Annotated in this window: 18 protein-coding genes and 1 tRNA gene; 4 read left to right on the forward strand and 15 right to left on the reverse strand. The window is 70.7% G+C overall.

What is annotated here, in order from left to right:
• Positions 1-94: 94 nt before the first annotated feature.
• The 5 genes from ACWKZU_RS14180 to ACWKZU_RS14200 all read right to left on the reverse strand — a co-directional run bounded on the left by ACWKZU_RS14180 (position 95) and on the right by ACWKZU_RS14200 (position 7,061).
• The gene (locus ACWKZU_RS14180) at positions 95-1,414 is read right to left on the reverse strand and encodes an alkylhydroperoxidase domain protein (RefSeq protein ID WP_449282982.1); all 1,320 of its coding nucleotides are present in this window, start codon (positions 1,412-1,414) and stop codon (positions 95-97) included.
• Between the two features lie 196 nt (positions 1,415-1,610).
• The gene (locus ACWKZU_RS14185; RefSeq protein WP_449282983.1) at positions 1,611-3,473 is read right to left on the reverse strand and encodes a dipeptide ABC transporter ATP-binding protein; all 1,863 of its coding nucleotides are present in this window, start codon (positions 3,471-3,473) and stop codon (positions 1,611-1,613) included.
• A complete protein-coding gene (locus ACWKZU_RS14190) occupies positions 3,470-4,345 on the reverse strand; it encodes an ABC transporter permease (protein ID WP_449282984.1) in 876 nt (291 codons plus the stop codon). Before ACWKZU_RS14190 ends, ACWKZU_RS14185 begins: the two co-directional genes overlap by 4 nt.
• Positions 4,342-5,418, reverse strand: coding sequence for an ABC transporter permease (locus ACWKZU_RS14195; protein WP_449282985.1), 1,077 nt, complete (start codon positions 5,416-5,418; stop codon positions 4,342-4,344). Before ACWKZU_RS14195 ends, ACWKZU_RS14190 begins: the two co-directional genes overlap by 4 nt.
• Positions 5,415-7,061 (reverse strand): TIGR04028 family ABC transporter substrate-binding protein, encoded by a 1,647-nt coding sequence (locus ACWKZU_RS14200; RefSeq protein ID WP_449282986.1) that lies wholly within the window; start codon positions 7,059-7,061, stop codon positions 5,415-5,417. Before ACWKZU_RS14200 ends, ACWKZU_RS14195 begins: the two co-directional genes overlap by 4 nt.
• A 120-nt stretch (positions 7,062-7,181) precedes the next feature.
• On the opposite strand from ACWKZU_RS14200, the gene ACWKZU_RS14205 reads away from it, so the two are divergent.
• Positions 7,182-9,389: an FAD/NAD(P)-binding protein gene (locus ACWKZU_RS14205; protein WP_449282987.1), complete on the forward strand. Its 2,208-nt coding sequence runs from the start codon at positions 7,182-7,184 to the stop codon at positions 9,387-9,389.
• Positions 9,368-10,063 (forward strand): SDR family oxidoreductase, encoded by a 696-nt coding sequence (locus ACWKZU_RS14210; RefSeq protein WP_449282988.1) that lies wholly within the window; start codon positions 9,368-9,370, stop codon positions 10,061-10,063. The genes ACWKZU_RS14205 and ACWKZU_RS14210 overlap by 22 nt, the downstream gene beginning before the upstream one ends.
• Here the strand turns inward: ACWKZU_RS14210 and ACWKZU_RS14215 are convergent.
• The 6 genes from ACWKZU_RS14215 to ACWKZU_RS14240 are packed head-to-tail and all read right to left on the reverse strand — an operon-like array spanning position 10,060 to position 17,500.
• Positions 10,060-12,291, reverse strand: coding sequence for an MMPL family transporter (locus tag ACWKZU_RS14215; protein ID WP_449282989.1), 2,232 nt, complete (start codon positions 12,289-12,291; stop codon positions 10,060-10,062). The two genes, ACWKZU_RS14210 and ACWKZU_RS14215, sit on opposite strands and share 4 nt — an antisense overlap.
• Positions 12,288-13,463 (reverse strand): prenyltransferase, encoded by a 1,176-nt coding sequence (locus ACWKZU_RS14220; protein WP_449282990.1) that lies wholly within the window; start codon positions 13,461-13,463, stop codon positions 12,288-12,290. The genes ACWKZU_RS14215 and ACWKZU_RS14220 overlap by 4 nt, the downstream gene beginning before the upstream one ends.
• Positions 13,460-13,804, reverse strand: a complete 345-nt coding sequence (locus ACWKZU_RS14225; protein WP_449282991.1) for a lycopene cyclase domain-containing protein — start codon at positions 13,802-13,804, stop codon at positions 13,460-13,462. The genes ACWKZU_RS14220 and ACWKZU_RS14225 overlap by 4 nt, the downstream gene beginning before the upstream one ends.
• Positions 13,801-15,396 carry a phytoene desaturase family protein gene (gene crtI, locus ACWKZU_RS14230; protein ID WP_449282992.1) on the reverse strand — a complete coding sequence of 532 codons (1,596 nt, stop codon included), beginning with the start codon at positions 15,394-15,396 and terminating at the stop codon, positions 13,801-13,803. The genes ACWKZU_RS14225 and crtI overlap by 4 nt, the downstream gene beginning before the upstream one ends.
• A complete protein-coding gene (locus tag ACWKZU_RS14235; RefSeq protein ID WP_449282993.1) occupies positions 15,393-16,334 on the reverse strand; it encodes a phytoene/squalene synthase family protein in 942 nt (313 codons plus the stop codon). The genes crtI and ACWKZU_RS14235 overlap by 4 nt, the downstream gene beginning before the upstream one ends.
• Positions 16,334-17,500 (reverse strand): polyprenyl synthetase family protein, encoded by a 1,167-nt coding sequence (locus ACWKZU_RS14240; RefSeq protein ID WP_449282994.1) that lies wholly within the window; start codon positions 17,498-17,500, stop codon positions 16,334-16,336. Before ACWKZU_RS14240 ends, ACWKZU_RS14235 begins: the two co-directional genes overlap by 1 nt.
• Before the next feature lie 111 nt (positions 17,501-17,611).
• Here ACWKZU_RS14240 and ACWKZU_RS14245 point away from each other — a divergent pair, with 111 nt between their 5' ends.
• Positions 17,612-18,199, forward strand: coding sequence for a MarR family winged helix-turn-helix transcriptional regulator (locus tag ACWKZU_RS14245; protein WP_449282995.1), 588 nt, complete (start codon positions 17,612-17,614; stop codon positions 18,197-18,199).
• A gap of 133 nt (positions 18,200-18,332) precedes the next feature.
• Entirely contained in the window at positions 18,333-19,304 is a 972-nt protein-coding gene (locus tag ACWKZU_RS14250) for a DUF2510 domain-containing protein (RefSeq protein ID WP_449282996.1), read from the forward strand.
• 211 nt (positions 19,305-19,515) lie between these two features.
• Here ACWKZU_RS14250 and ACWKZU_RS14255 read toward each other — a convergent pair whose 3' ends face one another.
• The 4 genes from ACWKZU_RS14255 to ACWKZU_RS14270 all read right to left on the reverse strand — a co-directional run bounded on the left by ACWKZU_RS14255 (position 19,516) and on the right by ACWKZU_RS14270 (position 22,861).
• The gene (locus ACWKZU_RS14255) at positions 19,516-19,764 is read right to left on the reverse strand and encodes a hypothetical protein (protein WP_449282997.1); all 249 of its coding nucleotides are present in this window, start codon (positions 19,762-19,764) and stop codon (positions 19,516-19,518) included.
• 26 nt (positions 19,765-19,790) lie between these two features.
• The gene (locus ACWKZU_RS14260; RefSeq protein ID WP_449282998.1) at positions 19,791-21,023 is read right to left on the reverse strand and encodes a hypothetical protein; all 1,233 of its coding nucleotides are present in this window, start codon (positions 21,021-21,023) and stop codon (positions 19,791-19,793) included.
• A gap of 346 nt (positions 21,024-21,369) precedes the next feature.
• A tRNA-Ser gene (locus ACWKZU_RS14265) sits at positions 21,370-21,461 on the reverse strand.
• A gap of 116 nt (positions 21,462-21,577) precedes the next feature.
• On the reverse strand, positions 21,578-22,861 hold the full coding sequence (locus ACWKZU_RS14270) for an LCP family protein (RefSeq protein WP_449282999.1): 1,284 nt from the start codon (positions 22,859-22,861) through the stop codon (positions 21,578-21,580).
• Positions 22,862-22,986 lie beyond the last annotated feature (125 nt).

Here is a 22,986-nt window from a genome sequence, read left to right on the forward strand (position 1 = left end):
GGGCGGGTGGTCGGACGCGCGGACGCGCAAACGCGCAAACGCGCAAACGGGCGAACGGGCGAACACGCGAACGGGCGGACCGCGCGGCCGCGCCTCAGACCGTCGGCTCGCCCAGCGAGAGCATGAGCCGGTTGGCCCAGTTGAAGAAGGCGCCCGCCTGGATCGCGTCGAGCAGCTCGAGCTCGTCGAGGCCCGCGCCCCGCAGCGCCTCGACCTCCGCCGAGCCGAAGCGCGACGGCGTCGCCGTGAGCGCCACCGTCGCGTCGATGAGCGCGTCCCACCGCGCGCCGAAGCGCGCGGTCACACCCTCGTCGAGCAGCCGCTGCACCTCGGCGCGGTCGGCGCCCTGCTCGGTCGCGAAGCGCGAGTGCACCGAGGCGCAGAACACGCAGCCGTTGAAGCGGGAGGCCGCGGCGGCGGCCAGCTCGCGCTCGGCGCGCGGCAGTCCGGCGTCCGTGTTGGTGAAGATGTCGAGGTCGGTGAGAGTGCGCTCGCGCAGCGCCTCGGGATCGCGCGCCAGCACGCGGAAGTACGGCATGTGCACGCGCTCCCGTTCCACGAGCGCCTCGTAGTGGCGCTCGGTGAACTCGGCCACCGGGAGCGGCTCGAGCCACGGCTTCCATCCCAGCGAGTCCTGCGTGAAGCGCGGCGGCTCGGCGACCCGCGGCGCCGGCGGCAGCTGCTCCGACGGTGCGCCGGCCCCGGTCGCGGCACCCGCGCCGCCGTCGGCGAGCCGTGCCTCGGCGGCGCGCGCGACCTCCGCGGCGAGCGCCTCCAGATCGCCGGCCGCGACCGCCGCGTCGCCGTCGGCGCGGCGCACGGCGTCGAGGCCGTGGACAACCCGCAGCTGGAAGGAGAGGAACGCGACGAGCTGCGAGATCGTGACGACGCCGGTGCTGCTCCAGCCGGCGTCGAGCAGCCGCTGCAGGTGCTCGCGCGCCGCGTCGCGGGGGTGCAGCACGAGCAGGTGGGCGTGCTCGAGCGCCGCGGCGAGCCGGTCTCCGAGCGCGTAGGCCGCCTCGACCGACGCCACGGTGTAGACGGGACCCTCGGTGCTCTCCGGCGCGTTCTCCGCGCGGAACGCCCCGTAGGGACCCGATCCCGCCGCCCGCTCGGCCTCGGCCACGATCAGGGGCTCGAGGCCCTCCCCGCCGCCGGTCTCGCGCAGCAGCGCGCCGTAGAACGCCACGGCGGCCGGCTGCTCGTGGAGGCGGGCCGCGAAGAGCGCGATGGCGGCGCGCTCCGGCAGCGTCACCTGCGAGTCCTCGACCGGCAGGAACAGCGCCTCGAAGCTGCCCTGCGCGTGGTCGTGGGCGTCGGGGCGGCGCCGGCGCGCGGCGTCGAGCGCGTCGCCCTCCGCGATCCCGGTGAGCGCGTCGATGATGTCGGTCTGGACGGTGGTGCCGGCGGTCATGGGGTTCCTGTTCTGCTTCCTGAGACCGAGGTCATCGTGCGAACCGGAGGGTTTCAGCGTCGATGATTCGCTCGGTTCGGAACAATGGGCTCGGTCTCGGGTGGAGGGAGGGGACGATGGGTGCGGGTGAGGGGGCGGGCGGGGACGGGTGGGGCGGGGCGGATGGGGCGGGGCGGGTGTCGGATCGGCTACACGGTCAGATCACCCAGTGCCCCGAGGTGAGCGACGCTCCCGGGATCGCCTCGATGAGGCGCTGCGTGTAGGGGTGCCGGGCGTCGCCGAAGACCTCATCGGTCACGCCGTGCTCGACCTGGCGGCCCCGCTGCAGCACCGAGACGGTGTCGGAGATCTGCCGCACGACGGCGAGGTCGTGCGAGATGAACACGTAGGTGAGGCCGAGGTCCTCCTGCAGCTGCGCGAGCAGCCGCAGGATCTGCGCCTGCACCGTCACGTCGAGCGCCGAGACGGCCTCGTCGAGCACCACAAGCTCGGGCTCCACGATGAGCGCCCGCGCGATGGCGACGCGCTGGCGCTGACCGCCCGAGAGCTCCCGGGGCTGCCGGTGCGCGAAGTCCGGCGGCAGGGCCACGAGCTCGAGGGCGCGCGCCACCCGCTCCGTCTGCTCGCTCCTCGCGCCGATCCGGAAGTTCTTCAGCGGCTCGGCGAGCGCCTGGCCGACGGAGAGGCGGGGATCGAGCGAGCCGTAGGGGTTCTGGTAGACCATCTGGGTGGTGCGGCGGAACTCGCGCAGGCCCCGGCCCCGCAGCTCGGTCACCTCGACCGCACCGGCGGTGTCGCCCTCGACTCCGACGCGCACGCTGCCCGAGGTGGGCTGCGAGAAGCCGGCGATCGCCCGGCCGGTGGTCGTCTTGCCCGAGCCGGACTCCCCCACGAGCGCGTGGGTGGTGCCGCGGGCCACGGTGAACGAGACGCCGTCGACGGCCACGAAGGTGTCGGCGCCGCGCCCGAACACCTGGCGCAGATCGCGCACCTCCACGAGAGGCGCGGGGAGGCGGGGGGCCGAGGAGCGGGGTGCGGACGCTGGATCCTGCGACTCTGGAGCGGTGGCTCCAGCAGCGGATCCGGTGAACGCTGACGCGTTCCCCTTGGAGGATCCGCTGCGCTCGCGCAGGATGACCGGGGAGGCGGGCTCGCCGGGGTGCTCGGCAGGAGCGGGCTCGCCGGGGACGACGGGGCGCGCACGATCGCCGATGGCGGCGCCGGGCACCGCCGTCTCGCGCGCGATCACGCGCCCGAACGACGGGGCGTCGTCCATCAGCTGCTTCGTGTACTCCGACTCGGGCTGCGCGAGCACCTGCGCGCTCGGCCCGGCCTCCTGCACCTCGCCGCCGCGCATCACCACGACGCTGTCGGCGCGATCCGCCGCCACCGCCAGGTCGTGCGTGATGAACAGCACGCCCGTGCCGGTCTCCTCCCGCAACCGGTCGATGAGGTCGAGCACGGTGCGCTGCACGGTCACGTCGAGCGCGCTCGTGGGCTCGTCGGCGATGATCAGCTCGGGATCGTTGGCGATCGCGGCCGCGATGAGCACGCGCTGGCGCATGCCGCCCGAGAACTCGTGCGGGTACTGCTTCGCGCGCCGGATCGGGTGGTCGATGCCCACGTGCTCGAGCAGGGCGTGCACGCGATCCTGCACCTCGGCGCGGCTCGGGCGGCCGTGGATGCGCAGCGACTCGCTGATGCTCCTGCCGACGGGCTGCACCGGGTTGAGCGAGTTGCCGGGATCCTGCGGGATCAGCCCGATGCAGCGGCCGCGCAGATCCTGCCAGCGGCGCTCGCGCAGACCCACCAGCTCGGTGGTGCCGAGACGGCGCTCGTTCAGGGTGATGCTGCCGCGCGCGATGCGCCCGTTCGAGGCGAGCAGGCCGATCACCGACTGCGCGACGGTGGTCTTGCCCGATCCCGACTCGCCGACGACCGCCGTCACCTTGCCGGCCTCGACCTCGAAGCTCACGCCGCGCACGGCGTCGACCGTGCCGCGCTTCGTGCGGTACTGCACCGCCAGATCGCGGATGCTCAGCAGCGGCGACTCGCTCATCGCTCCCCCTCCGCGTTGATGGCCTGACTCAGGCGGTTCGTCGCGATCACGACGACCGCCACCACGATGCCAGGCAGCGTGGTGAGCCACCACGCGGTGGCGACGTAGTTGCGGCCCTCGGCGATCAGCAGGCCCCACTCGGGCGTGGGCGGCGGTGCGCCGTAGCCGAGGAAGCCGAGCGTCGAGATCTGCAGGATCGCGGAGCCGAGCTGCAGGGCCGCGAGCGCGATCACCGGGGTGAGGGAGTTGGGCAGCACGTGGCGCCACAGCACGTTCCAGAAGGTGCCGCCGGAGCCGTAGGCCGCCTCGACGAATTCGCTCGCGCGCACGCTCACCACCTGGGAGCGCGACAGGCGCGCGAAGACCGCCACGGAGGTCACGCCGACGGCGATCGCGGCATTGGCGGTGCCGAAGCCCAGCAGGATCACGATGCTGAGCGAGAGCAGCAGCGTGGGGATCGCGAGCAGCACGTCGACCAGCCGCATGAGCGCCTCGTCGAGCCTGCCGCCCGTGGCGCCCGCGGTCACGCCGATGAGCGAGCCGAACACCAGCCCCACGGACACGGCGATGAGCGCCGCGGTGATGGACTGGGACGCCCCGTGCACCACCCGCGCGTACATGTCGCGGCCCGTCGCGTCGGTGCCGAACCAGTGCTCCGCGCTCGGCCCCTGCAGGGCGGCGCCCACCTGCGCGGTGGGGCTGACCGAGGTGAAGAGACCGGGCGCCACCGCCCACGCGAGCGCGACGAGCAGGATGAGCAGCGGCACGAGCACGCCCGGGCGCAGCGCGGCGCGCCAGGCGCTCGAGCGGCGCTCGCGGCGCGAGGGGCCCGCAGAGGGGCCGAGGGTCGCGGTCGAGGTGATCGCGGTCATCGGGTTCCTCCCGGGGTCTCCGCCGCGGGGGCGGTCGGATCGATCGCCGCCGTCGGCTCCGCAGCGGGCTCGGAGTCCGCGACGACCCCGGTCTCCGCGGCCGCGGCGGCCGCGGAACGACGCGCGGAGCGCCCGGATCCGCCGCTGCGCCGCAGCCGGGCGTCGAGCACGGGGTACAGCAGGTCGACCGCGAGGTTGATCGTGACGAACACCACCGTCGCGATCACCACGACGGCGAGCAGCACCGGCGTGTCGCGGTTCGCGACGGCCTGCGCGGTGAGGCTGCCGATCCCGACCCGCCCGAAGACGGCCTCGGTGACGATCGCACCGCCCACCAGCTCGCCGAAGAGCAGGCCGGCCATGGTCAGCGCGGGCAGCAGCGCGTTCGGGGCCACGTTGCGCCACAGCAGCCACGAGGTGCTCGCCCCGCGCGCCCGCACCACGTTCACGAAGGGCTGCTCGCGCACCTCGTCGATACTGCGCAGGAACACCTGCGCGAGCGGTGCGGCGATCGGGATCGTGAGCGTGAGGACGGGCAGGATCAGCGCCTGGGCCGGGCTCGCCCCGATCACGGGGATCAGGCCGAGCCTGAACGAGAACACCTGGATGAGCACGATGCCGATCCAGAAGACGGGCAGCGAGATGAAGAGCGGCGGCAGATTGCGGAAGAGGCGGCGCAGCCACAGGCCCTTGCCGTAGCTCGCGGTGAAGGCGATCACCACGGCGAGGAAGACCGCGGACACGAGCGCGATGCTCGCCAGAGCCAGCGTCGAGGGCAGCGCCTCGGCGATCAGCTCCGAGACCTTCGCGCCGCTCTGCACCGAGTATCCGAAGTCGCCGCGCAGGAACGCGCCGATCGACTCGAAGTAGCGCACCACGAGGGGCCGATCGATGCCGTACGACTCGCGGATCTCGGCGATCTGCTCCGCCGTGAGGCCGAGGTCGGGGCTGCCGTAGCGAGCCATCACGGCATCGCCCGGCAGCGCCGCGAGCAGAATGTAGGCACCGGTGTATGCGAGCGCGAGGACCAGGAAGGCCTGGCCTACGCGCCGCAGCAGCGCCCCCCTACTCATTTCTCGATGGTGACTTCATAGAACGAGGGGCGGCCGATCGACTCGGTCTTGAACCCCTTGACCCACGACTGCAGGCCGAACACCTGCGGCTCCTCGAAGAGGGGCAGCACGTAGGCGTTCTCCGCGATGTGCTGCTGCGCAGCGGCCGAGGCCTCCTGGCGCTCCTCGGTGGTGGGCACCGAGGCGATCTTGGCGAGCAGCTCGTCGAGCTCGGGATCGTAGAGGTCGCCGGTCTCGGCGTTGAGGTTCAGGGCCGCGTTGCGGTTGGCCGAGTAGAGCTGCGACTTCAGCACGTCGAAGTCGGCGCGGCCGACCATCGAGTGGTAGACCTGCACGGTGTCGATGTTGCGCTGGGCCTCGTCCTGGGCCACCTGGTCGCCCGCGAAGATCTCGACGCCGATGCCGATCTCGGCCAGCTGCTCCTGGATGAGCGTGACGACCTCCTTCGAGCGCGGCTGCGGCAGCGCCTCGTTGAAGGTGAGCACGAGCTTCTCGCCGTCCTTCTCGCGGATGCCGTCGGATCCCGGCGTCCAGCCGGCCTCGTCGAGCAGCTGCTTCGCGCGGTCCTGATCGAAGACGTAGTTCTCGGAGGTGTCGACGTAGCCGCGCGCGGTCTTGGCCAGGATGCCGGTGGCGAGCGGGTAGCTGTCGGTGAAGAGGGTGTCGACGATCTTCTGGCGGTCGATACCGGCGATGATCGCCTGGCGCACCTCGAGGTCCTCGAGCAGCGGGTGTCCGAAGCGGAGGTTCAGGCTGTTGTTCACGCCGTTGGTCGCAGCCGCCACCAGCTCGAGGCCGTCCGCCGCGAACTGCCCCTCGTCGGGCGCGGGGATGGTGCGGGCGATGTCCGCCTGGCCCGAGACGACGGTGCCGACGCGCACGCTGGCCTCGCCCGCGACGATGAAGTTCACGCCGTCGATGCGCGCGGCGCCCTGGTGCTCGCGCGACGGCGGAGCCCAGTCGTAGTCCTCGCGGGTCGTCAGCGACAGTTCGCTGCCGATCTTCTCGTCCTCGATCACGAAGGGACCGCTGCCGATGATCTCGGTCGCGTTGCCCGGACCGAACTCCTCGCCGGTGCGGTCGAGCGTCTCGTTCGAGAGCAGGCCGGAGTTGATGGTGGAGACCGCCTGCCCGAAGCCGGGCGACGGCGCCGAGAAGTGGAACTTGACCGTGTGCTCGTCGACGACCTCGCCGTGATCGTAGTTGTTGATCGCCTCCGAGACCGACAGTGCGCGATCCGGATCGCCCTTGCCGAAGAGGTCGATGTTCTTGACCACGTTCTCGGCGTCGAGCGGCGTGCCGTCCGAGTAGGTCACCCCCTCGCGCAGCGTGAAGGTGTACTCGGTGGCGTCCTCGTTCACCTCGGGCAGCTCCTCCGCGATCCAGGGCTCGAGCTCGAGGGTCTCGGGGTTCTGGTACAGCAGACGATCCGTGATCTGGTTGACCACGCCGCCGTTGGGGTAGAAGCCGGCGGCCGGCGGGTACAGCGTGATCCAGGTCTGGGGCTCGAGGTAGGTGAGGGTTCCTCCGGCAGAGGCGCCGGATCCGGAGTCTCCCCCGCCGTTCCCGCTCGCGGAGCAGCCGGTCATCGCGATCGCGACGGCGGCGAGTGCTCCGATCCAGGCGACACGGCGCTTGTTCATGTGGGGACTCCTTCGGGGTCTCTGTCCGCGGTGGGCATGCGGATGCGCGGCAATCCGAGCATCGAAGCTATTGTTATACGTGTCATAAGATACAAGAAAGCGCAGCTGTCACAGAACTTCATGGAATCCGCTCCGAGTCAGACCCGTCACCTCCGGTCATCCGCCTCCGTCCGATCCGCATCCGCGGCGTACCGCGGCGGGGCGCGCTCCTCCCCGCACCGAGCCTCGATCGCCCTGATCGGCGCCGGCCCGCGCGGCGCATCGCTCATCGAGCGCATCGGGGCGAACCTCGCCGCCGCTCCCGCGCCCGCGCCCGCGGAGATCGAACTGCACGTGATCGACGATGCGCAGTCGGGGGCCGGGCGCATCTGGCGCACCGATCAGACCCGAGAGCTGTGCATGAACACGCTCGCGCACGCCGTGACCCTCTTCACGGAGCCGGGGAGCTCGGTCGAGGGGCCCGTGCGCCCGGGGCCGACCCTCTACGAGTGGTGCCTGCTCGTGCAGCGCGACGGAGACCGATCCCCGCGGAGAGCCGCGGCCGCCGGCTCCGGCATCGCCGCCGCTCCCTCCGATCGATCCCCGCTCGCGGAGATCCCGGCGACGCACGTCGAGGCGTTCGAGGCGTTCCCGGTGCGGGACGGCCTCGCGCACGACTACCGCGACGAGCTCGCGCGCACGCTCCCCGACTCCCACCCGAGCCGTGCGCTCTACGGCGAGTACCTGAACTGGTGCTATCACCGCGCCGTCGCCGCGCTGCCCGCCGGCGTGCGCGTGATCCGGCACCGCGCACGCGCCGTCGGCGTCGAACGCGACGTCGAGGCGGGGGATCCGCGCGAGATCGTGCAGCTCTCGGACGGCGGCCGCGTCGCCGCCGACGCCGTCATCCTCGCCACGGGCTGGATGCCGCGCGCCGAGACCGCCGCCGAGCGCGGCATGGCCGCGGCGCTGGCACACCGCCCCGAGCTCACCTGGGTGCGGCCGGCGAGCCCGGTCGAGCAGGAGCTCGACGGCATCGCCCCCGGATCCCACGCGATCGTGCGGGGAATGGGCATGGGCTTCTTCGACACGATGGCGCTGCTGACGATCGGTCGCGGCGGTCGATTCGCCGAGGATCCGCACGCACCGGGCGGGCTTCGCTACGAGCCCTCGGGGCGCGAGCCGATCCTCCACGTCACCTCGCGGCGCGGCGTCCCGTTCCGCGCGAAGACCCTCTACGGAACGCTGCCGCCGAGCCCGGAGCAGCGCTTCGCGCGGGGCGTCGACTGGAGCGCGCTCCCCCGCCCCATCGATTTCGACCGGCAGCTGTGGCCCCGTGTCGTCGCCGACGCCTCCTTCGACTACACGGACGCGCTGCGACGCACGCGGCCCGGGGCGGTCACCGCGGAGCCGGAGGAGCTGCGCGCGGCGATCGCCGCCGCGCTCGAGGAGCTGACCGAGGGGTCCGCCGCCTCGGCCGACGGCGGCCCGGCCGATCTCTTCGAGGCTCCGGCCCGCATCGGAGCGGCCCTGGCGCCGTTCGTCCCGGATCCGTCGCTCCGTTTCGACTTCGCCGCGGAGATGCGACCCGTGGACCGGGCCTTCGCGACCCCCGACGACTTCGACGCCTGGGTGCGGGAGCGCGTGCTCGACGACCTGCGCGAGGCCGCACTCGGGCACGACAGCGCGCTCAAGGCGGGGCTGTGGTCGATCAGCGCGGCGCGCGGGGTCGCGGGAGCGCTGGGCGCGCTGGGCGGCTTCGACGCCGAGTCGCGCGCGTCGGGCCACGATCTGCTCATCGCGATCGGCGGCATGGTGGGGTCGGGACCGCCCGCCTTCCGCAACCGCCAGCTCGTGGCCCTCGCCGAGCAGGGCCTCGTGCGCTTCATCGGACCCGAGGCGCGCGTCGCGGTGGATGAGCGCGGCTTCACCGCGAGCTCCCCCGCGGTCGCGGGATCCGAGGTCGTCGCGCCCGCGCTCATCGACGCGTGGATGCACTTCCACAGCCTCGCCGAGACCGCCGATCCGCTCGCGCAGAGCCTCGTCGCCGCGGGCCGCGCGCGACCCTTCACCGTGCCGGCGCGGCGCGGCGCGCGAGCGACGACCGGCGCCTTCGACCTCGACGCTGCGACCGGGCTGCTGATCGGCGCCGACGGCTCCGTCGACGCGGCCGTGCACATCGCCGGGATCCCCGTCGACGAGGCCGTGCACGGCACGATCATCAGCCCGATGCCCGGCACCGATCCGCCCATGCTGCGCGAGACCGACCGCGTCGCGCGCAGCGCGATCCGCATCGCGGTCACCGCCCACGACACCAGGAGCAGCGCATGTCCGATCCCCGTCCCGTAGCCCTCATCACCGGGGCGTCCAGCGGCATGGGCCGCGAGATCGCGCGCGAGCTGTCGCGCACCCACCGCATCATCGCGGTCGGACGCGACGCCTCGCGGCTGAGCGCCGTCGCCGCCGAGACCGGCGGCGAGCCCTGGCGGTTCGACGTCACCGACGCCGAGGGGCTCGCCGAGCGCGTCGCCGGCCTCGACCGGCTCGACGTGCTCGTGCACGCGGCGGCGATCGCCCGCGCCCTGCGCGTCGACGACGCCGGCCCGCACGACTGGAGCACGCACTTCGCGGTCAACGTGACCGCCCCCGCGGTGCTCACGCGCCTCGCGCTCCCCCTGCTGCGCGCGGCCGGCGGCACGGTGGTCTTCATCGGCTCGGGGGCGAGCACCCGCCCCGTGCCGGGCAGCGCCGTCTACACGGCCACCAAGCATGCGCTGCGCGCCGTGGCCGACGTGCTGCGCATCGACGAGGAGCCGCACCGGGTGCGCGTGGTGACCCTGGCGCCGGGGCAGACGGACACCGAGATGCTGCGCGGTATGGTCCCCGCCGAGCACTACGCCCCCGAGCGCTACATCCGGCCCGAGTCGGTGGCGGGCACCGTGCGCTTCGTGGTCGACGCCCCCGCCGACGTGCAGATCACCGACATCGCGGTGCGCCCGCGGCAGGAGATCAACCGCATCTAGGGGTGGGGGACCCGCTCGCCCGCGGTGCTGCGGGACTCGCGGCTGAGCCGCGACGGCCACCACACCGCCGAGCCGATGTCGTACATGAGGGCCGGCACGAGCAGCGCGCGCACGACGAAGGTGTCGACGAGCACCCCGAAGGCGACGATGAACGCGATCTGCACGAGGAACAGGATCGGGATGACCGACAGTGCCGCGAAGGTGGCGGCGAGCACGAGCCCGGCCGAGGTGATGACCCCTCCGGTGACGGACAGGCCGCGCAGGATCCCCTCGCGCGTCCCGTGACGCAGCGCCTCCTCCCGGATCCGCGTCGCGAGGAAGATGTTGTAGTCGATGCCGAGCGCCACGAGGAAGACGAAGCCGTACAGCGGGACGGCGGGATCGGCGCCCGGGAATCCGAAGACGTGGTTGAACATCAGCGCCGAGACGCCGAGCGCGGTCCCGAAGGAGACGACCGTGGTGAGCACGAGGATCACCGGCGCGACCACCGATCGCAGCAGGAGCATCAGGATGACGAGGATCACCACGAGCACGACGGGGATGATGAGGGTCCGGTCGTGGATCGAGGCGTCATTGGTGTCGATGGCGGTGGCGGTGGCGCCCCCGACGAGCGCCGTGAGCCCGCCGTCCGCGAAGGTCTCCCGGAGCTCCCGCACGGTCTGCTCGGCCTCGGCGGAATCGGCCGCGGAGACGAGCGTGCCCTGGATGAGGACCTGCCCGTCGACGACGGTGGGCTCGGGCGCAGGGGTGCCGGGCGGGCCGATCGCCGTGATCCCGTCGGAGGTGACGGGGGCCGTGCCGGCCGGAGAGTCCGCGCTCAGAACGCTCGTGCCGTCGATGCCCGGGTGGGCGAGCAGCACGTCCGCGACCTCCTGGAGGTCGTCCCGGTGCGCGAGCACCGAGACCGGACTGCCCGAGCCGCCCGGGAAGTGCTCGCCCAGCGCCCGCTGGCCGTCGCGCGCCTCCGAAGCGCCGAGCACGAGCTCGGACTGCGCCACGCCCTGCGCCTGCAGCTGGGCGACCCCCGCGGCACCGGCGAGCAGCACGACGAGGGTCACCGCCCAGACGACCCTCGGGCGTCGGCTGATGAGGCGGCCGGCCCGATGCCAGAGGCCCGTGCGCGGCACCCCTCCCTCGGCGGCCACGGCCTCGGGCTCGTACACGGGGCGCTTCGGCCAGAACGCGGAGCGCCCGAACGCGAAGAGGATCGCCGGCAGCAGGGTGAGGGCCGAGAGCATCGCGAAGACGATGCCGATGGACGCGACGGGCCCGAGCGTGCTGTTCGACTTGAGGTCGCTGAGGAGCAGGCACAGCAGGCCGGCGATCACCGTGCCCCCGGAGGCGACGATCGGCTCGAACGAGCCCCGGACGGCGCGCAGGCTCGCCGCCCACTTGTCCTGCTGCACGCGGAGCTCCTCGCGGTAGCGGGCGACGTAGAGGAGCGAGTAGTCGGTGGCGGCGCCGATGACGAGGATGAAGAGGATGCCCTGCGTCTGCCCGCTCAACAGCAGTATCCCGGCCTTCGCCAGCCACCAGACGGCGAGGAGAGCGACGGTGAGCGCGAAGAGGCTGGTGGAGAGCACCGCGACGGGGAGGAGCAGGGATCGGTAGACGATGACGAGGATGACGAGCACCGCGAGCAGGGCGACGACGAGCAGGATGCCGTCGATGCCGGAGAAGGCCTCGACCAGGTCGGCCGTGAAGCCGGCGGGTCCCGTGACGAACGTCTCGACGCCCTCCGGAGCGGCCTCCCGCAGATGCCGCGACACCTCGGCCACGACGTCTCCGACCTCGGAGTCGGCGTCGATGGGCACGAACGCCTCGAGCGCGCGGCCGTCCTCGGACGGGATGAGCGGCGAGATCCCGTCCGCGACGCCGCCGACGCCGGGGAGCCCGTCGACGGCCTCCTGCACCCGGTCGATCTCGGACTCGGTCAGCGGGGTCGACGAGGTCACCACCACCACGGCGGGCAGCGCATCCGACTCGCTGAACTCCCGCAGCGCCTCCTGCACGCGCGTCGCGTCGGCCGACTCGGGGAGATAGGTGGTCTGATCGTTCGAGGAGACCTCGCTCACCTTGCCGAAGTAGGGCCCTCCGATGCCGGCGCCGACGAACCAGATCAGGATGAGCAGCGCGGGCAGCAGCACGCGCACGGCTCTCGGCGGGCGGGGACCGATGCGGGATCGCTCCGCGGGGCCGGTGGCGGAGTGAGGGGTGCGTGCGTTCATGACGTGAGGCTCCAGAACAGGATCATGATGAGGGTGACGAGGAAGCCGGAGAGGTAGTTCAGCCGGATGAAGCGGCGCCAGGCGCGATTCGTGCGCGCTGAATCCGCGTCGGAGACGCTCGCGTACGGAAGGCAGATGAGCAGATACGGCAGGGCGACGATCCCCGCGAGCGGACCGGGCCACGGCACGGCGAGCATGATCGCGCCCGCCGCGATCCAGAGCAGCAGCGCGAGGCGCACCGTCCTCCGGGCCCCGATCGCGGTCGCGATCGATCCGATTCCCGCCGCTCGGTCGGGAAGGATGTCCTGCACTGCACCGAACGCGTGGGCCGCCACGCCCCAGACGAAGAACGCGATCAGCGTCAGGACGAGCCCGAGGTCGATCCGCGCCCCCGCGAGCGCGAGGCCGACGAGTGCGGGACTCACGAAGTGCGTGCTCGAGGTGACCGAGTCGAGCAGGGGCCGCTCCTTGAACCTGAGGCCCGGCGCCGAGTAGGCCGCGAGAGCGAAGCTGCTCAGACCGATCGCAGCCGTGGAGAGGAGGTTCCCGGACGCGACCATCACCGCGAGGAAGGGTGCGTTCGAGGCCGCCGCGAGCCAGATCAGCGGCCGATGGCACTCCGGCGGGAGGAGAGCGCCCTCGATGCCCCCCTTGCGCGGATTCCGCACGTCCGACGCGTAGTCGAACACGTCGTTGATGCCGTACATGGCCAGGTTGTAGGGCACCAGGTAGTAGATCGTCCCCACGACGAGCAGCCAGTCGACCTCCCGGGTCGTGAGCAGCATCGCCGCGGCGAACGGGAACGCGGTGTTGACCCAGCTGACCGGTCGCGACGCCACCCAGGCGTGGCGGAGCAGGCGCCGCATCGGCACGCCGCCCGGGCGCGTGAGCAGCGCCCAGAGCGCCGGGAGCGCGAGCACCGCGGCGACCGGATACGCGAAGTCCTCCAGTGGCGCCAGGCCGATGCGCAGACCCGAGATGAGATCGGGCGCGTAGGAGAAGAGTCCGGACGCGATCATGACGCTGTCGAAGACCGCGGTGAGCACGAGCAGTGCGACGCCGGCGAGCGCGACCGCCGGCCACGCGGGGCCGCCGCCCGCGCGCCGCACGAGCGCGATCCCCGCCGCGGCCGCGGCCGCCAGGAATCCCGCGGACAGGAGCGCGTAGGTCACGATCCGCCCCGCTTCCGCCGCCGCGCCCACCGGCCGAGCAGGCGCTCGGACCCGGTGTAGAGCACCATGGTGCACAGCACGAGGAAGACGAGGAACACCGGCTCCTCGAGCGGCATCTCCGGTGCGAGCAGCACCCCCGAGGCGATCGCCCCCGGGCCGTGCAGGAAGATCCCGCTCGCGATCCCCGCCGCATCCCACAGCAGCAGGAAGGCCGTACCTGCGAGCGTCACCAGCGCCGCCGCTGCGGCGTCCCTCCAGAAGAACAGCCGGAAGCGCCAGTCGAGCAGCAGCATGCACCCGATCCCGGCGAGCAGGCTCGCGGGATAGACGAGGGAGATCATCGACGCGCCTCCGCGACGGGCGCCGCGGACGGCACGAGCGGTCCGGGCGAGTGGTCTCCGCGGATGCGCTTCACGACCAGCTCTGCGCTGATGAGGCACATCGGCACGCCCACGCCCGGAGCGGTGGTGGCCCCCGCGTAGTAGAGGCCCGCCACGCGCTCGGACTGATTCTGGGGGCGGAAGAGCGCGCTCTGCCGCAGCACGTGCGACGGGCCGAGCATGCCGCCCCTCCAGGACGAGTAGTCGGCGGCGAAGTCCGCGGGGCCGATCGTGTGGCGCACGACGACCCTGCTGCGCAGATCGGGGATCCCCGCCCAGCGCTCGATCTGCTCCAGTGCGGCGTCCGCGACGCGCTCGACGGCAGGATCCCCGGCGCCGTCCGGTCCCCCGGCGCCGATGTCGGTGTCGGCCGGCACCGGGATGAGCACGAAGAGGTTCTCGTGACCCTCCGGGGCCACCCCCGGGTCCGTCGCGCTCGGCCGGCAGACGTAGAGCGAGGCCGGATCGGGGATGCGCGGAGACGGCCCGAAGATGTCGTCGAAGTTGTTCCGCCAGTCCCGAGCGAAGAACAGCGAGTGATGCTCGAGCTCGGGCACCCCGCCCTCGACGCCGAGGAGCAGGATGACCGCGCCGGGGCCGCTCTCCACGCCCCGCCACCAGTGCTCCGGGAAGCTGCGGGCCTCGGGCGGGAGCAGTGCGGTCTCGGTGTGGTGCAGGTCGGCTCCCGAGACCACGACATTGGCGTGCTCGATGTGCTCGGATCCCTCGCGATCGCGCCACCGCACCCCGCTGGCGCTGAGGCGGCCGTCGGACTTCCGGGTCAGGATCGCCGAGACCTCCGCCTCCGTCGAGATCCGCACCCCGGCCTCGCGAGCCAGCGCCTCGAGGCGCTCGACGAGACCCCAGAAGCCGCCCATGGGGTACTGCACGCCCGCATCGAGATCGAGCGCGCTCATGAGGTGGTACATCGCGGGCGCCCGGCCGGGATCGGTCCCGAGGAACACGGCCGGATAACCGAGCACCTGACGCAGTATCGGGTCGTCGAATCTCCGGGAGACGAAGCGTTCGAGCGGCGTGCCGAGCAGCGCTGCGATCCGGGGCAGGGCCCGCAGCACCGGCGGAGCCAGCAGGGACCGCAGGCGTGTGAAGGGGTTGTAGAGGAAGAAGCGCTCGGCCAGCTCGGAGGCCCGCCTCGCCGATCGCAGATACGCGCGCAGCCTCGGCCCGCTTCCCGGCTCCACGGCGTCGAAGCAGGCGATCACCTGCTCGGCGCCGTGCGGGACGGTGAGCGTGCGGCCCTCGGACGCGGGGCCCGGCTCGCCGAACACCCGGTACCCGGGGTCCAGCATGCGCAGATCGAGCTGCTCGTCCGTCGACGTGCCCAGCATCTCGAAGAAGTGGTCGAAAACCCCGGGCATGAGGTACCAGGACGGGCCGGTGTCGAAGCGGAATCCCTCGCGCTCGAGCGTCCCGGCGCGGCCCCCCACCCGGCCGTTGCGCTCGAACAGGTGCACCCGGTGCCCCTCGCGCGCGAGCAGCGCGGCCGTCGCGAGGCCGGCGACGCCCCCTCCGATCACGACGGTGCTCGTCATGCCGCGACCTCCTTCGAGGAGGGCCTCGGCAGATCGAGCAGCGACCGCAGGGCCAGCAGCGCCTTCGTCGGGGTGCCGACGCGCACGCGCCGCCGCGGCAGCAGCTCGGCCGGCGTTCGGGCGATGCGATCCGTCAGCTCCGCGAAGAGCCGCAGGGCGCACCCCACCGCGATGCGGGCGTCGCGGGGCAGCAGCGGCAGCGTCGCGGCGGCGTCGGCCAGCTGCGCTCGCACCGTTGCGATCCAGTGCGCCTGCGTCTCGGGATCCATCGCCTCGCCCGTCCCGAGGTAGTCGCGCCCCAGTCGATCGCGATCATCGCCGAGGTCCCGGAGGAAGTTGACGTTCTGGAACGCCGCTCCGAGGCGCCGCGCGCCGTGCTCCAGCGCGGCGACCTCATGCTCCGTGCGCGATTCCTCCCGCAGGAACACCCGCAGGCACATGAGGCCGACCACCTCGGCCGAGCCGTACACGTAGCGGTCGTGGCTCCCCGCTCCGGCTCCGCGCGCCTCCGCGCGCTCGGGCGAGAGCCCGCGCCCGTCCGGGTGCTCCGCACGGAGGTCCATGCGCATCGAGGCGAAGAACGGCGCGGTGAGATCGGCATCGATGCCGGCGGCGCGCGCCGTGACGGCGAAGGCCTGCACGACCGGGTTGCTGCTGTACCCGCATCTCGTCGCGCCCTCGGTCTCGCGCTCGAGCCGGCACAGCAGGTCGAGCTGGACCTCGGGCGGCAGGCCCGCTCCCTCGGCGGCTCCATCGACCAGCTCGTCGGCGACGCGCACCAGCGCGTAGATGTTGCGGATGTGCACCCGATGCCTCGGTCCGAGCAGTCTGGTCGCCATCCCGAACGACGAGGAGTATGCGCCGATGATCTGCTCCGCGGCACGTTCCGAGGCGCGGGAGTATCTGGGGAGCGGCGCGAGATGCTCGAGGCCGGCCATCAGAATCGCCTCGCTTCGAGGGTCTCCACGAGCTGGAGCAGGTGGTCGACCAACCGCACGGGTACGGCGGAGTCGACTGCCGACACGAGTTCGAGGGCGGCGCGCAGGTGCTCGTCGACGAGCGATCGGATGAAGTCCTCGGCGCCGCAGCTCGCCAGCAGCTCGCGGATCGCGCGCCCGTCGTCCTCGGCGAAGTCGGCTGCGCCGAACCGGGACTCGATGCCGGGCCAGACGCTGGTCATCCGCGCGTACGCGATGATCGCGGTCTCCTTGCCCTCGCGGAAGTCCGAGAACGGGTCCTTGCCGTGCTCCGCGCTCGGGGAGAACGCCGAGAGCAGATCGTCCTGCAACTGGAACGCCACGCCGAGGCGCCGCGCGATCGCCGCGATCGCGGCCTCCGCGCGGGGTCCGGCCTCGGCGAGCACCGCCGCCGCCCGCAGTGGCAGCTCGAAGGTGTAGGTCGCGGTCTTGAGCCGCGTCATCTCGAGCACCGCGCTCATCTCGGCGGGCATGACCCCGTCGCTCAATCCCACGTCCGCGTGCTCGCCGGCGATCGACTCCGTGATCGCGTGATCGAGCAGTTCGAGCAGTCGCAACCGGAGCCCTTCGGGGAGCGGCTCCCGCGCGAACACCTGGTGCGCGAGGGCGAGCATCGCATCTCCCACCAGGATCCCGTTGCTACGGGCCCAGTGCAGATGGTTCCGCGGTCCTCCTCCGGCCGGAAGCCCGCGGTCGGCGACCGCCGACTCCTGCTGCAGGAAGAGCTCCCCGATCAGGTTCGGGGTCCCGCGCCGCAGCAGATCCTCGTCGATCACGTCGTCGTGGAGCAGGAATGAGAAGTGCAGGATCTCCACCGCCGCGGCGATCCGCAGTGCCGACCTCCTCCGAGCGGAGTCGCGGCTCGCGTCTCCGCCGAGAGCGTCGAACGCGTCGAGGAGGAGCCTCGGCCGCAGGAGCTTTCCTCCCTGCGCGCACCGCGACGCGCATTCCCACAGCTCGGCGAAGGAGGGGCCGTAGGCGGCGGCGCGGCTCGCGCGTCCATCGAGCAGCGCGCGGATCTCCAGGCCGATCTCGCGCCCGGTGTCGGCCCGGATCGGCGGTGCCGCGTTCGCGGGAGGCTCGAGCGGCGCGAGTTGCGGATCCGCGGTTCGTCGGTCGACGGCCATCGAAACCTCCTCTGGTAATACAATCAACTAGAGTTAATATTATCCATACACGCCTTATTATCCAGAAAGATACTATCTACCGCTCCGGTTGAGCAACCTTAGGATGGTGGAGTGAAGAAGAGCGAGGAGTCGTCGGGGGCGGACCCCATCGCGTCGAACCTCTATGCCTTCAGCGAGTCGAGCGCGCCCGCGCAGCTCGCCGAGACGCCCCACCTCACCCAGCAGGATCTCGCCGAGATCAGCGAGCTCATGAACTCCCTCGCCCGGCTCCGCGAGGCGGAGCTCCTGCTCTCCGAGGCCTCCAGGAAGTACATGCGCCTGAGCACTCAGGACATGCGCGCACTGCACTATCTGATCGTCGCCAAGCGTCAGGGGCGCATGGTGACCCCGAGCATGATCGCCGCCCACCTGCGCATCTCGGCAGCTTCGACGACGAAACTCCTCAGCCGGCTCGAGAAGGGCGGGCACATCGTGCGGCACATCCACCCGTCGGACCGACGCGCGTTCGTCATCGAGGTCACGCCGGAGACCCAGGCCTCCGCCCAGGAGACGGTCGGCCAGCACCAGGCTCGGCGCTTCTCGTCGGCGGCGCGGCTGACCAGCGACGAGCGAGCGGTGGTCACGCGCTTCCTGGACGACATGACCGAGCAGATCTCCCTCAAGAACGCCCGGTGGGCGCAGGAGCCCGAGACGCCGTAGCGGCAGGGCGGGCCGCATGAGGCCGCCCACCGGCCCCGGCCTCCGGCACACCACAGCGCGAGCGGAACGCAATCCGAAGACTCGGTGTAGAAATGGAGCGGCTCTGGGCCCCCCGCATTCCTATGATTGACGCATGACATATCCGCCTGCAGCGTGGTACGAGGATCCCGAGGACCGGTTCACGCTCCGCTACTGGGACGGATCGGCCTGGACCGAGCACACCGCTCCCCACCACCAGGCTCTCGCGCTGGCCCACAGCACCCGGCTGGCGGAGCAGCGTGCGGCCGGCGAGGCGCAGAAGCAGGCCGCGAAGGATCAGAAGCTCGCGGCCCGATCCGCGAAGATCGAGAGCCGTGAGGCCGAGACCGCCCGGAAGCGAGGGCGTCACGAACAGGCGAGGAGCGAGAAGGCGGAGTCGAAGGCGCTGAAGGCCCAGGCGGTCGCGGCCTCGCTCGAGGAATCCCGGCGGCTCCAGGCGGAGGCGGAGGCGAAGGAGGAGGAGCTCTGGGGAGATTCCGTCCATCTCGGCAGCCCGATCCGACCCGCCGCGATGAGGTCGCTCCTCGCCCATTGCGTCGGCGACGAACGCCCCTGGCTCACGATCCACTCCTCGTTCGCGGGAGTGCTCGCCGCCTTCGAGGATCGCCTGGTGATCATCAAGACCGGGGCGATGACGGGACTCGGGGCCGGGGCGCTCGGCGGCGGGCGCCACACGACGTTCTTCTACTCCGACATCACGGGCATCGAGTACAACGCGCAGATCCTGACCGGCGTACTCGAGATCCTCACGCCCAGCTACCAGGGCACTGCGAACCAGGACTACTGGCGCGGCGCAGGCAGGAGCACCAACGCCAACACGGGCAACCCGTTCACCCTGTCCAACACTCTTCCGCTGAACAAGAGCGAGTATGCGGCGGCCTCCGAGCAGATCAACGAGCTCCGTCGTCGCGTTGCGCACTGGAAACGACCTCACCATCAGGTCGCAGCACCCCAGCTCTCCATAGCCGAGGAGATCGAGCGGCTCGTCAAGCTCCGAGACGCACAGGCCATCAGCGAGGAGGAGTTCCTGGGTTTCAAAGCCCATCTCCTCGGGAAACGGGAGTGACCGTTCCCGACTCGCGCGAGCGCGGTCGGCCGGAGGCGTTCGCCCTGCGCGACGGAGGCCCGGGACGCCGGAGCGAGGGCGTCGGAGCGCACGACGAGGCTTACCTCAGCCGCTCACCGGCGGCCGGCCGCCGGCCCCGGCAACGGGGGACAGCAGGCACAGAAGCGAAAGCCGCCCCGCCCAGGAGAGGCAGGACGGCTTCAGCCACGGGTTACTTCTGGTCCCGGTGGCGCACAAGCAGTGCACCACCGACTACCGCAGCAGCGATGATGCCGCTCGTCGTGACCGCCGCCCCAAAAATGGTACGCCCGAGAGTCGCCGAGGTGCAGGCATCCATATCGACGATGTCGCCCTCACAGGCCCGGTAGGAAGCAGGGATATCTGCTACTACGAGGCCCCATGCAACGATGGCGACAATCAAGACGGCTGCACAAGCAACCGCCAGGTTGAAGATCTTCATCAGTCCGTGGTCCCTTTCATTCACCATCACGAGCACACATAGCGACCGTTGGGCTTATAGGCGGTCAGCACACCACTCATCGTCGTCTTCGTCTTCAACTTTGGCGCCACTCCGGATGTTTGAACCCGCTTCACCTGGTACGTAGTCTTGTTGGCACCGGCATACAGGGTCACCGTTCCCGGCCCCTTTGCAAGCTTGCAAGTAACAGATACCGATTGAGTCTCCCCCACTGTGATACCCAGCGAGCTTCCCACACTTGCGGCCGAGAGGTCCAAAGCGCCCTGGACAGAAGCGGTCACGCCGTAGGTCTTCCCGATATCGCAGCCCTTGAGCCGCGAGGTCGACGTACACGCGTTGAGCTTTTTCCATTTGGCGACTGAACCATGATTGTTCACGTTCACGACCGTACGTTTCACCGCGTTGATGTATGTCGCCGGGTCGGCAACAACTGGGAAATCGGCCTCTCTGAGGCGAGATGTGTCCACAACCTGTCGCACCTCCTGACCGACTACGACAAAGTGCGTCGGGACCGGTTTGTTCGCGGAGTCCTTCGCCCATGGCGCGAGCAGTCCGCCGATTTCCTCGCCCATGGCATCTCGGATCAGGATCCCACCATCGTCCGCCAAGGAGAGCACCGCACCGGACGCACCGCTGACGGATATCGAGAACTCGTCCGGTGACTCCGGTGAGTCGAGAACATACAGGCCTCGAAAGTGCCGGTCCACGAATTGCGGCACGATTGACGCATCATCCCCTGCTTCGAAGGACAGGAGCTCGCCACTCTTCTCTCCTTCTAGTGGGCCCGATACGTCTTCAAATGAGATGCTGAATCCTGGGTTTCCGTCGGCCGAGAATGACACCGAGCCAGTTTCGTCGATCTTGATCTCGGTCCCGGTGGAATCGTCTGTTGTGAATGATGCCTCATCCAGGCTGCTCAGAGAGCCTGTAAGCGCCGAGGTTCCTTGATCATCTTCCACAGAAGAGAGTGCGGCGCCGAGGTCCTCTTCGGGATCGAGGTGAAACGCTGGCGTCCGCTCAGAGATCATTGGTTTCAATGGTTGGGATGCTGAAAACTCAAGAACCGCAGGTCCTTGAGTTTCTCTCTGCTCAGGCGCTTCAAGCGCGTGAGCAGATGAGCCGATCAACAACGCCCCGACACCAATAGGGATACTGCCAAGAGCTGGGAGGTCCTTCTCATACTTCTCACTTCTTCGGGATGAATAGAAATCACCCCCCCCCCAGGAAGTCATAGTATTCACTCAGGGATTTTCAACCAAGCACCGATATTGGCTCCTTCCCCGTTCAGTGCCTGCTCGCCCCATCGGCGCCAGCATGTCGGAAATTGCCGAAGCGGGTCGCTCTCCGGCGTGGGCTTGCGCACTGTGCAGCGAGGTAGAGCGCCAGGCCACCTCTGGACGCTGCGAACGCGAAAAGGTCCGCAAGCAGTTCGAACGCTCCGATCTCCCTGGCCAGCGGCGGCGTTCGTAGTTGCACACGCCTTGCGGCGGCTGTCGAAGCGCTGCCGGCGCCAGGCTGAAGGAATGACGAAGGCCCCGTCGTCCCGGTGTTCACCAGGGCGGTCGGGGCCTTCGGCTGTTGTTCGACTGGCGGAGACGGGGGGATTTGAACCCCCGGTCAGGTTTTAGCCCGACCCTTCATTAGCAGTGAAGTCCGTTCGGCCGCTCCGGCACGTCTCCATACGCGAACAACGTCATCCATTCTAACCGGACGACCCGCTCCGCAGGAAATCGTGGCGCCCGCCCGCGCGACGCACCCGGCGCACGGGATGCACGCGCGATCCGCGCTCGAAGCGTCAGAAGACGGTGCGTCCGGCCGAGCAGGTCGCGGTGTTCGCATCCTGCCCCGTGATGCCCTCCGGCAGCAGCACCGCCCCGTTCTCGTCGGTGGCCGGCGTCTCGGTCGTCTCGGTCTCGACGGGCGCATTCGGATCGACCGGGACCTCGGCGTTCGGATCCTCGACCGGAGCCGCCGGATCCTCCGCCGTCGCCTCGCCCTCCTTGACCACACCCTCGCCGGTGCCGGTCACCGAGAACGGCTGACCGCTCTGGATCACCTCGAAGAGCACCTGGGCGTTGACGTAGTCGGGGGTGAGGCGCCCCTCCTGATAGGGGTGCGTGGACGACGGGTACTGCACGAAGTTGATGCGGTCGAGGTCGATGTCCTTCACGGTGCCGGCGACGGCCTGCATGAACTGCACGCTGGCCATGCTGCTGGAGAGGGTCATGTTGTCGACGCCGGCCTTCGCGAGCCCGTACACCTTCACCGGGTCGGAGAGCGTGTCGGCGCTCTTCAGCTTCCGCACGAGCGCCGACATGTAGACCTGCTGATTGCTGATCCGGCTCGTGTCGCCGCCGTCGCCCACGCCGTGCCGGGTGCGCAGGAACTGCAGCGCGTCCGAGCCCTTCAGGGTGTTCTCCCCGGCGGGGAGGTCGAGCCCGGTGTGCTCGTCGACGATGGGCTGCGTGAGGCAGACGTCGACGCCGCCGATGGCGTTGGAGATCCCGATCACGCCGTCGAAGGTGACGAGACCCGCGTAGGGGATGCTCATCCCGGTGAGCTCCTCGATCGTGCGCACGGTGCACGGCAGACCGCCGTACATCATGGTGCTGTTGAGCTGCTGCTCGCTCATCGCCGGGTAGTAGTCGGGCTGGCCGTCCTCGCTGGGGCAGCTCGGGATCGGGAGCATGAGGTCGCGGGGGAAGCTCACGACGGTGGCGTTCTGATGGTCTGCGGAGACGTGCAGCATGAGGGTCACGTCGTTGAGCTCGCCCTCCTCGCCGTCCTGGTAGCTCTGGCCCTCGCGCGAGTCGGAGCCCACGAGCAGGATCGTCAGCGCTCCGTCGATGGACTGGTCGCCCGCTCCGACCGCGTCGGCGCTGGGCCCGAGCTCGACCGTGCGCACGTCGGAGACCAGCCCCCACAGCGCGTAGGTGACGGTCGCGACCCCGCTCAGCGCGACCACGATCGCGGTGGTGAGCAGCACGCGCAGGGCGTTGCCCCAGGCGCTGGAACGGCGCAGCCTGCCGTGACGCACCGAGGTGGAGCGGTCCGCCCCTGCAGCGAGTTTCTTGGCCATTCAGCTTCCCGTGATTCCTGCGAGCCGCGACGGCCGCGCTCGACGATGACGCTTCAATCTACCCGAGGCTACTGTGTGCGTCCTTGGAGCCCTCGCGCGGCGGAGGCGCCGATCGGGGCGGGATC

It is taken from the genome of Leucobacter sp., assembly GCF_053528595.1.

What these genes read in the sequence shown, in the direction of transcription:
- ACWKZU_RS14180 (WP_449282982.1), bottom strand. Translation starts at nt 1,414, where the DNA reads ATGACCGCCGGCACCACCGTCCAGACCGACATCATCGACGCGCTCACC.
- ACWKZU_RS14185 (WP_449282983.1), bottom strand. Translation starts at nt 3,473, where the DNA reads ATGAGCGAGTCGCCGCTGCTGAGCATCCGCGATCTGGCGGTGCAGTAC.
- ACWKZU_RS14190 (WP_449282984.1), bottom strand. Translation starts at nt 4,345, where the DNA reads ATGACCGCGATCACCTCGACCGCGACCCTCGGCCCCTCTGCGGGCCCC.
- ACWKZU_RS14195 (WP_449282985.1), bottom strand. Translation starts at nt 5,418, where the DNA reads ATGAGTAGGGGGGCGCTGCTGCGGCGCGTAGGCCAGGCCTTCCTGGTC.
- ACWKZU_RS14200 (WP_449282986.1), bottom strand. Translation starts at nt 7,061, where the DNA reads ATGAACAAGCGCCGTGTCGCCTGGATCGGAGCACTCGCCGCCGTCGCG.
- ACWKZU_RS14205 (WP_449282987.1), top strand. Translation starts at nt 7,182, where the DNA reads ATGGAATCCGCTCCGAGTCAGACCCGTCACCTCCGGTCATCCGCCTCC.
- ACWKZU_RS14210 (WP_449282988.1), top strand. Translation starts at nt 9,368, where the DNA reads ATGTCCGATCCCCGTCCCGTAGCCCTCATCACCGGGGCGTCCAGCGGC.
- ACWKZU_RS14215 (WP_449282989.1), bottom strand. Translation starts at nt 12,291, where the DNA reads ATGAACGCACGCACCCCTCACTCCGCCACCGGCCCCGCGGAGCGATCC.
- ACWKZU_RS14225 (WP_449282991.1), bottom strand. Translation starts at nt 13,804, where the DNA reads ATGATCTCCCTCGTCTATCCCGCGAGCCTGCTCGCCGGGATCGGGTGC.
- crtI (WP_449282992.1), bottom strand. Translation starts at nt 15,396, where the DNA reads ATGACGAGCACCGTCGTGATCGGAGGGGGCGTCGCCGGCCTCGCGACG.
- ACWKZU_RS14235 (WP_449282993.1), bottom strand. Translation starts at nt 16,334, where the DNA reads ATGGCCGGCCTCGAGCATCTCGCGCCGCTCCCCAGATACTCCCGCGCC.
- ACWKZU_RS14240 (WP_449282994.1), bottom strand. Translation starts at nt 17,500, where the DNA reads ATGGCCGTCGACCGACGAACCGCGGATCCGCAACTCGCGCCGCTCGAG.
- ACWKZU_RS14250 (WP_449282996.1), top strand. Translation starts at nt 18,333, where the DNA reads ATGACATATCCGCCTGCAGCGTGGTACGAGGATCCCGAGGACCGGTTC.
- ACWKZU_RS14255 (WP_449282997.1), bottom strand. Translation starts at nt 19,764, where the DNA reads ATGAAGATCTTCAACCTGGCGGTTGCTTGTGCAGCCGTCTTGATTGTC.
- ACWKZU_RS14270 (WP_449282999.1), bottom strand. Translation starts at nt 22,861, where the DNA reads ATGGCCAAGAAACTCGCTGCAGGGGCGGACCGCTCCACCTCGGTGCGT.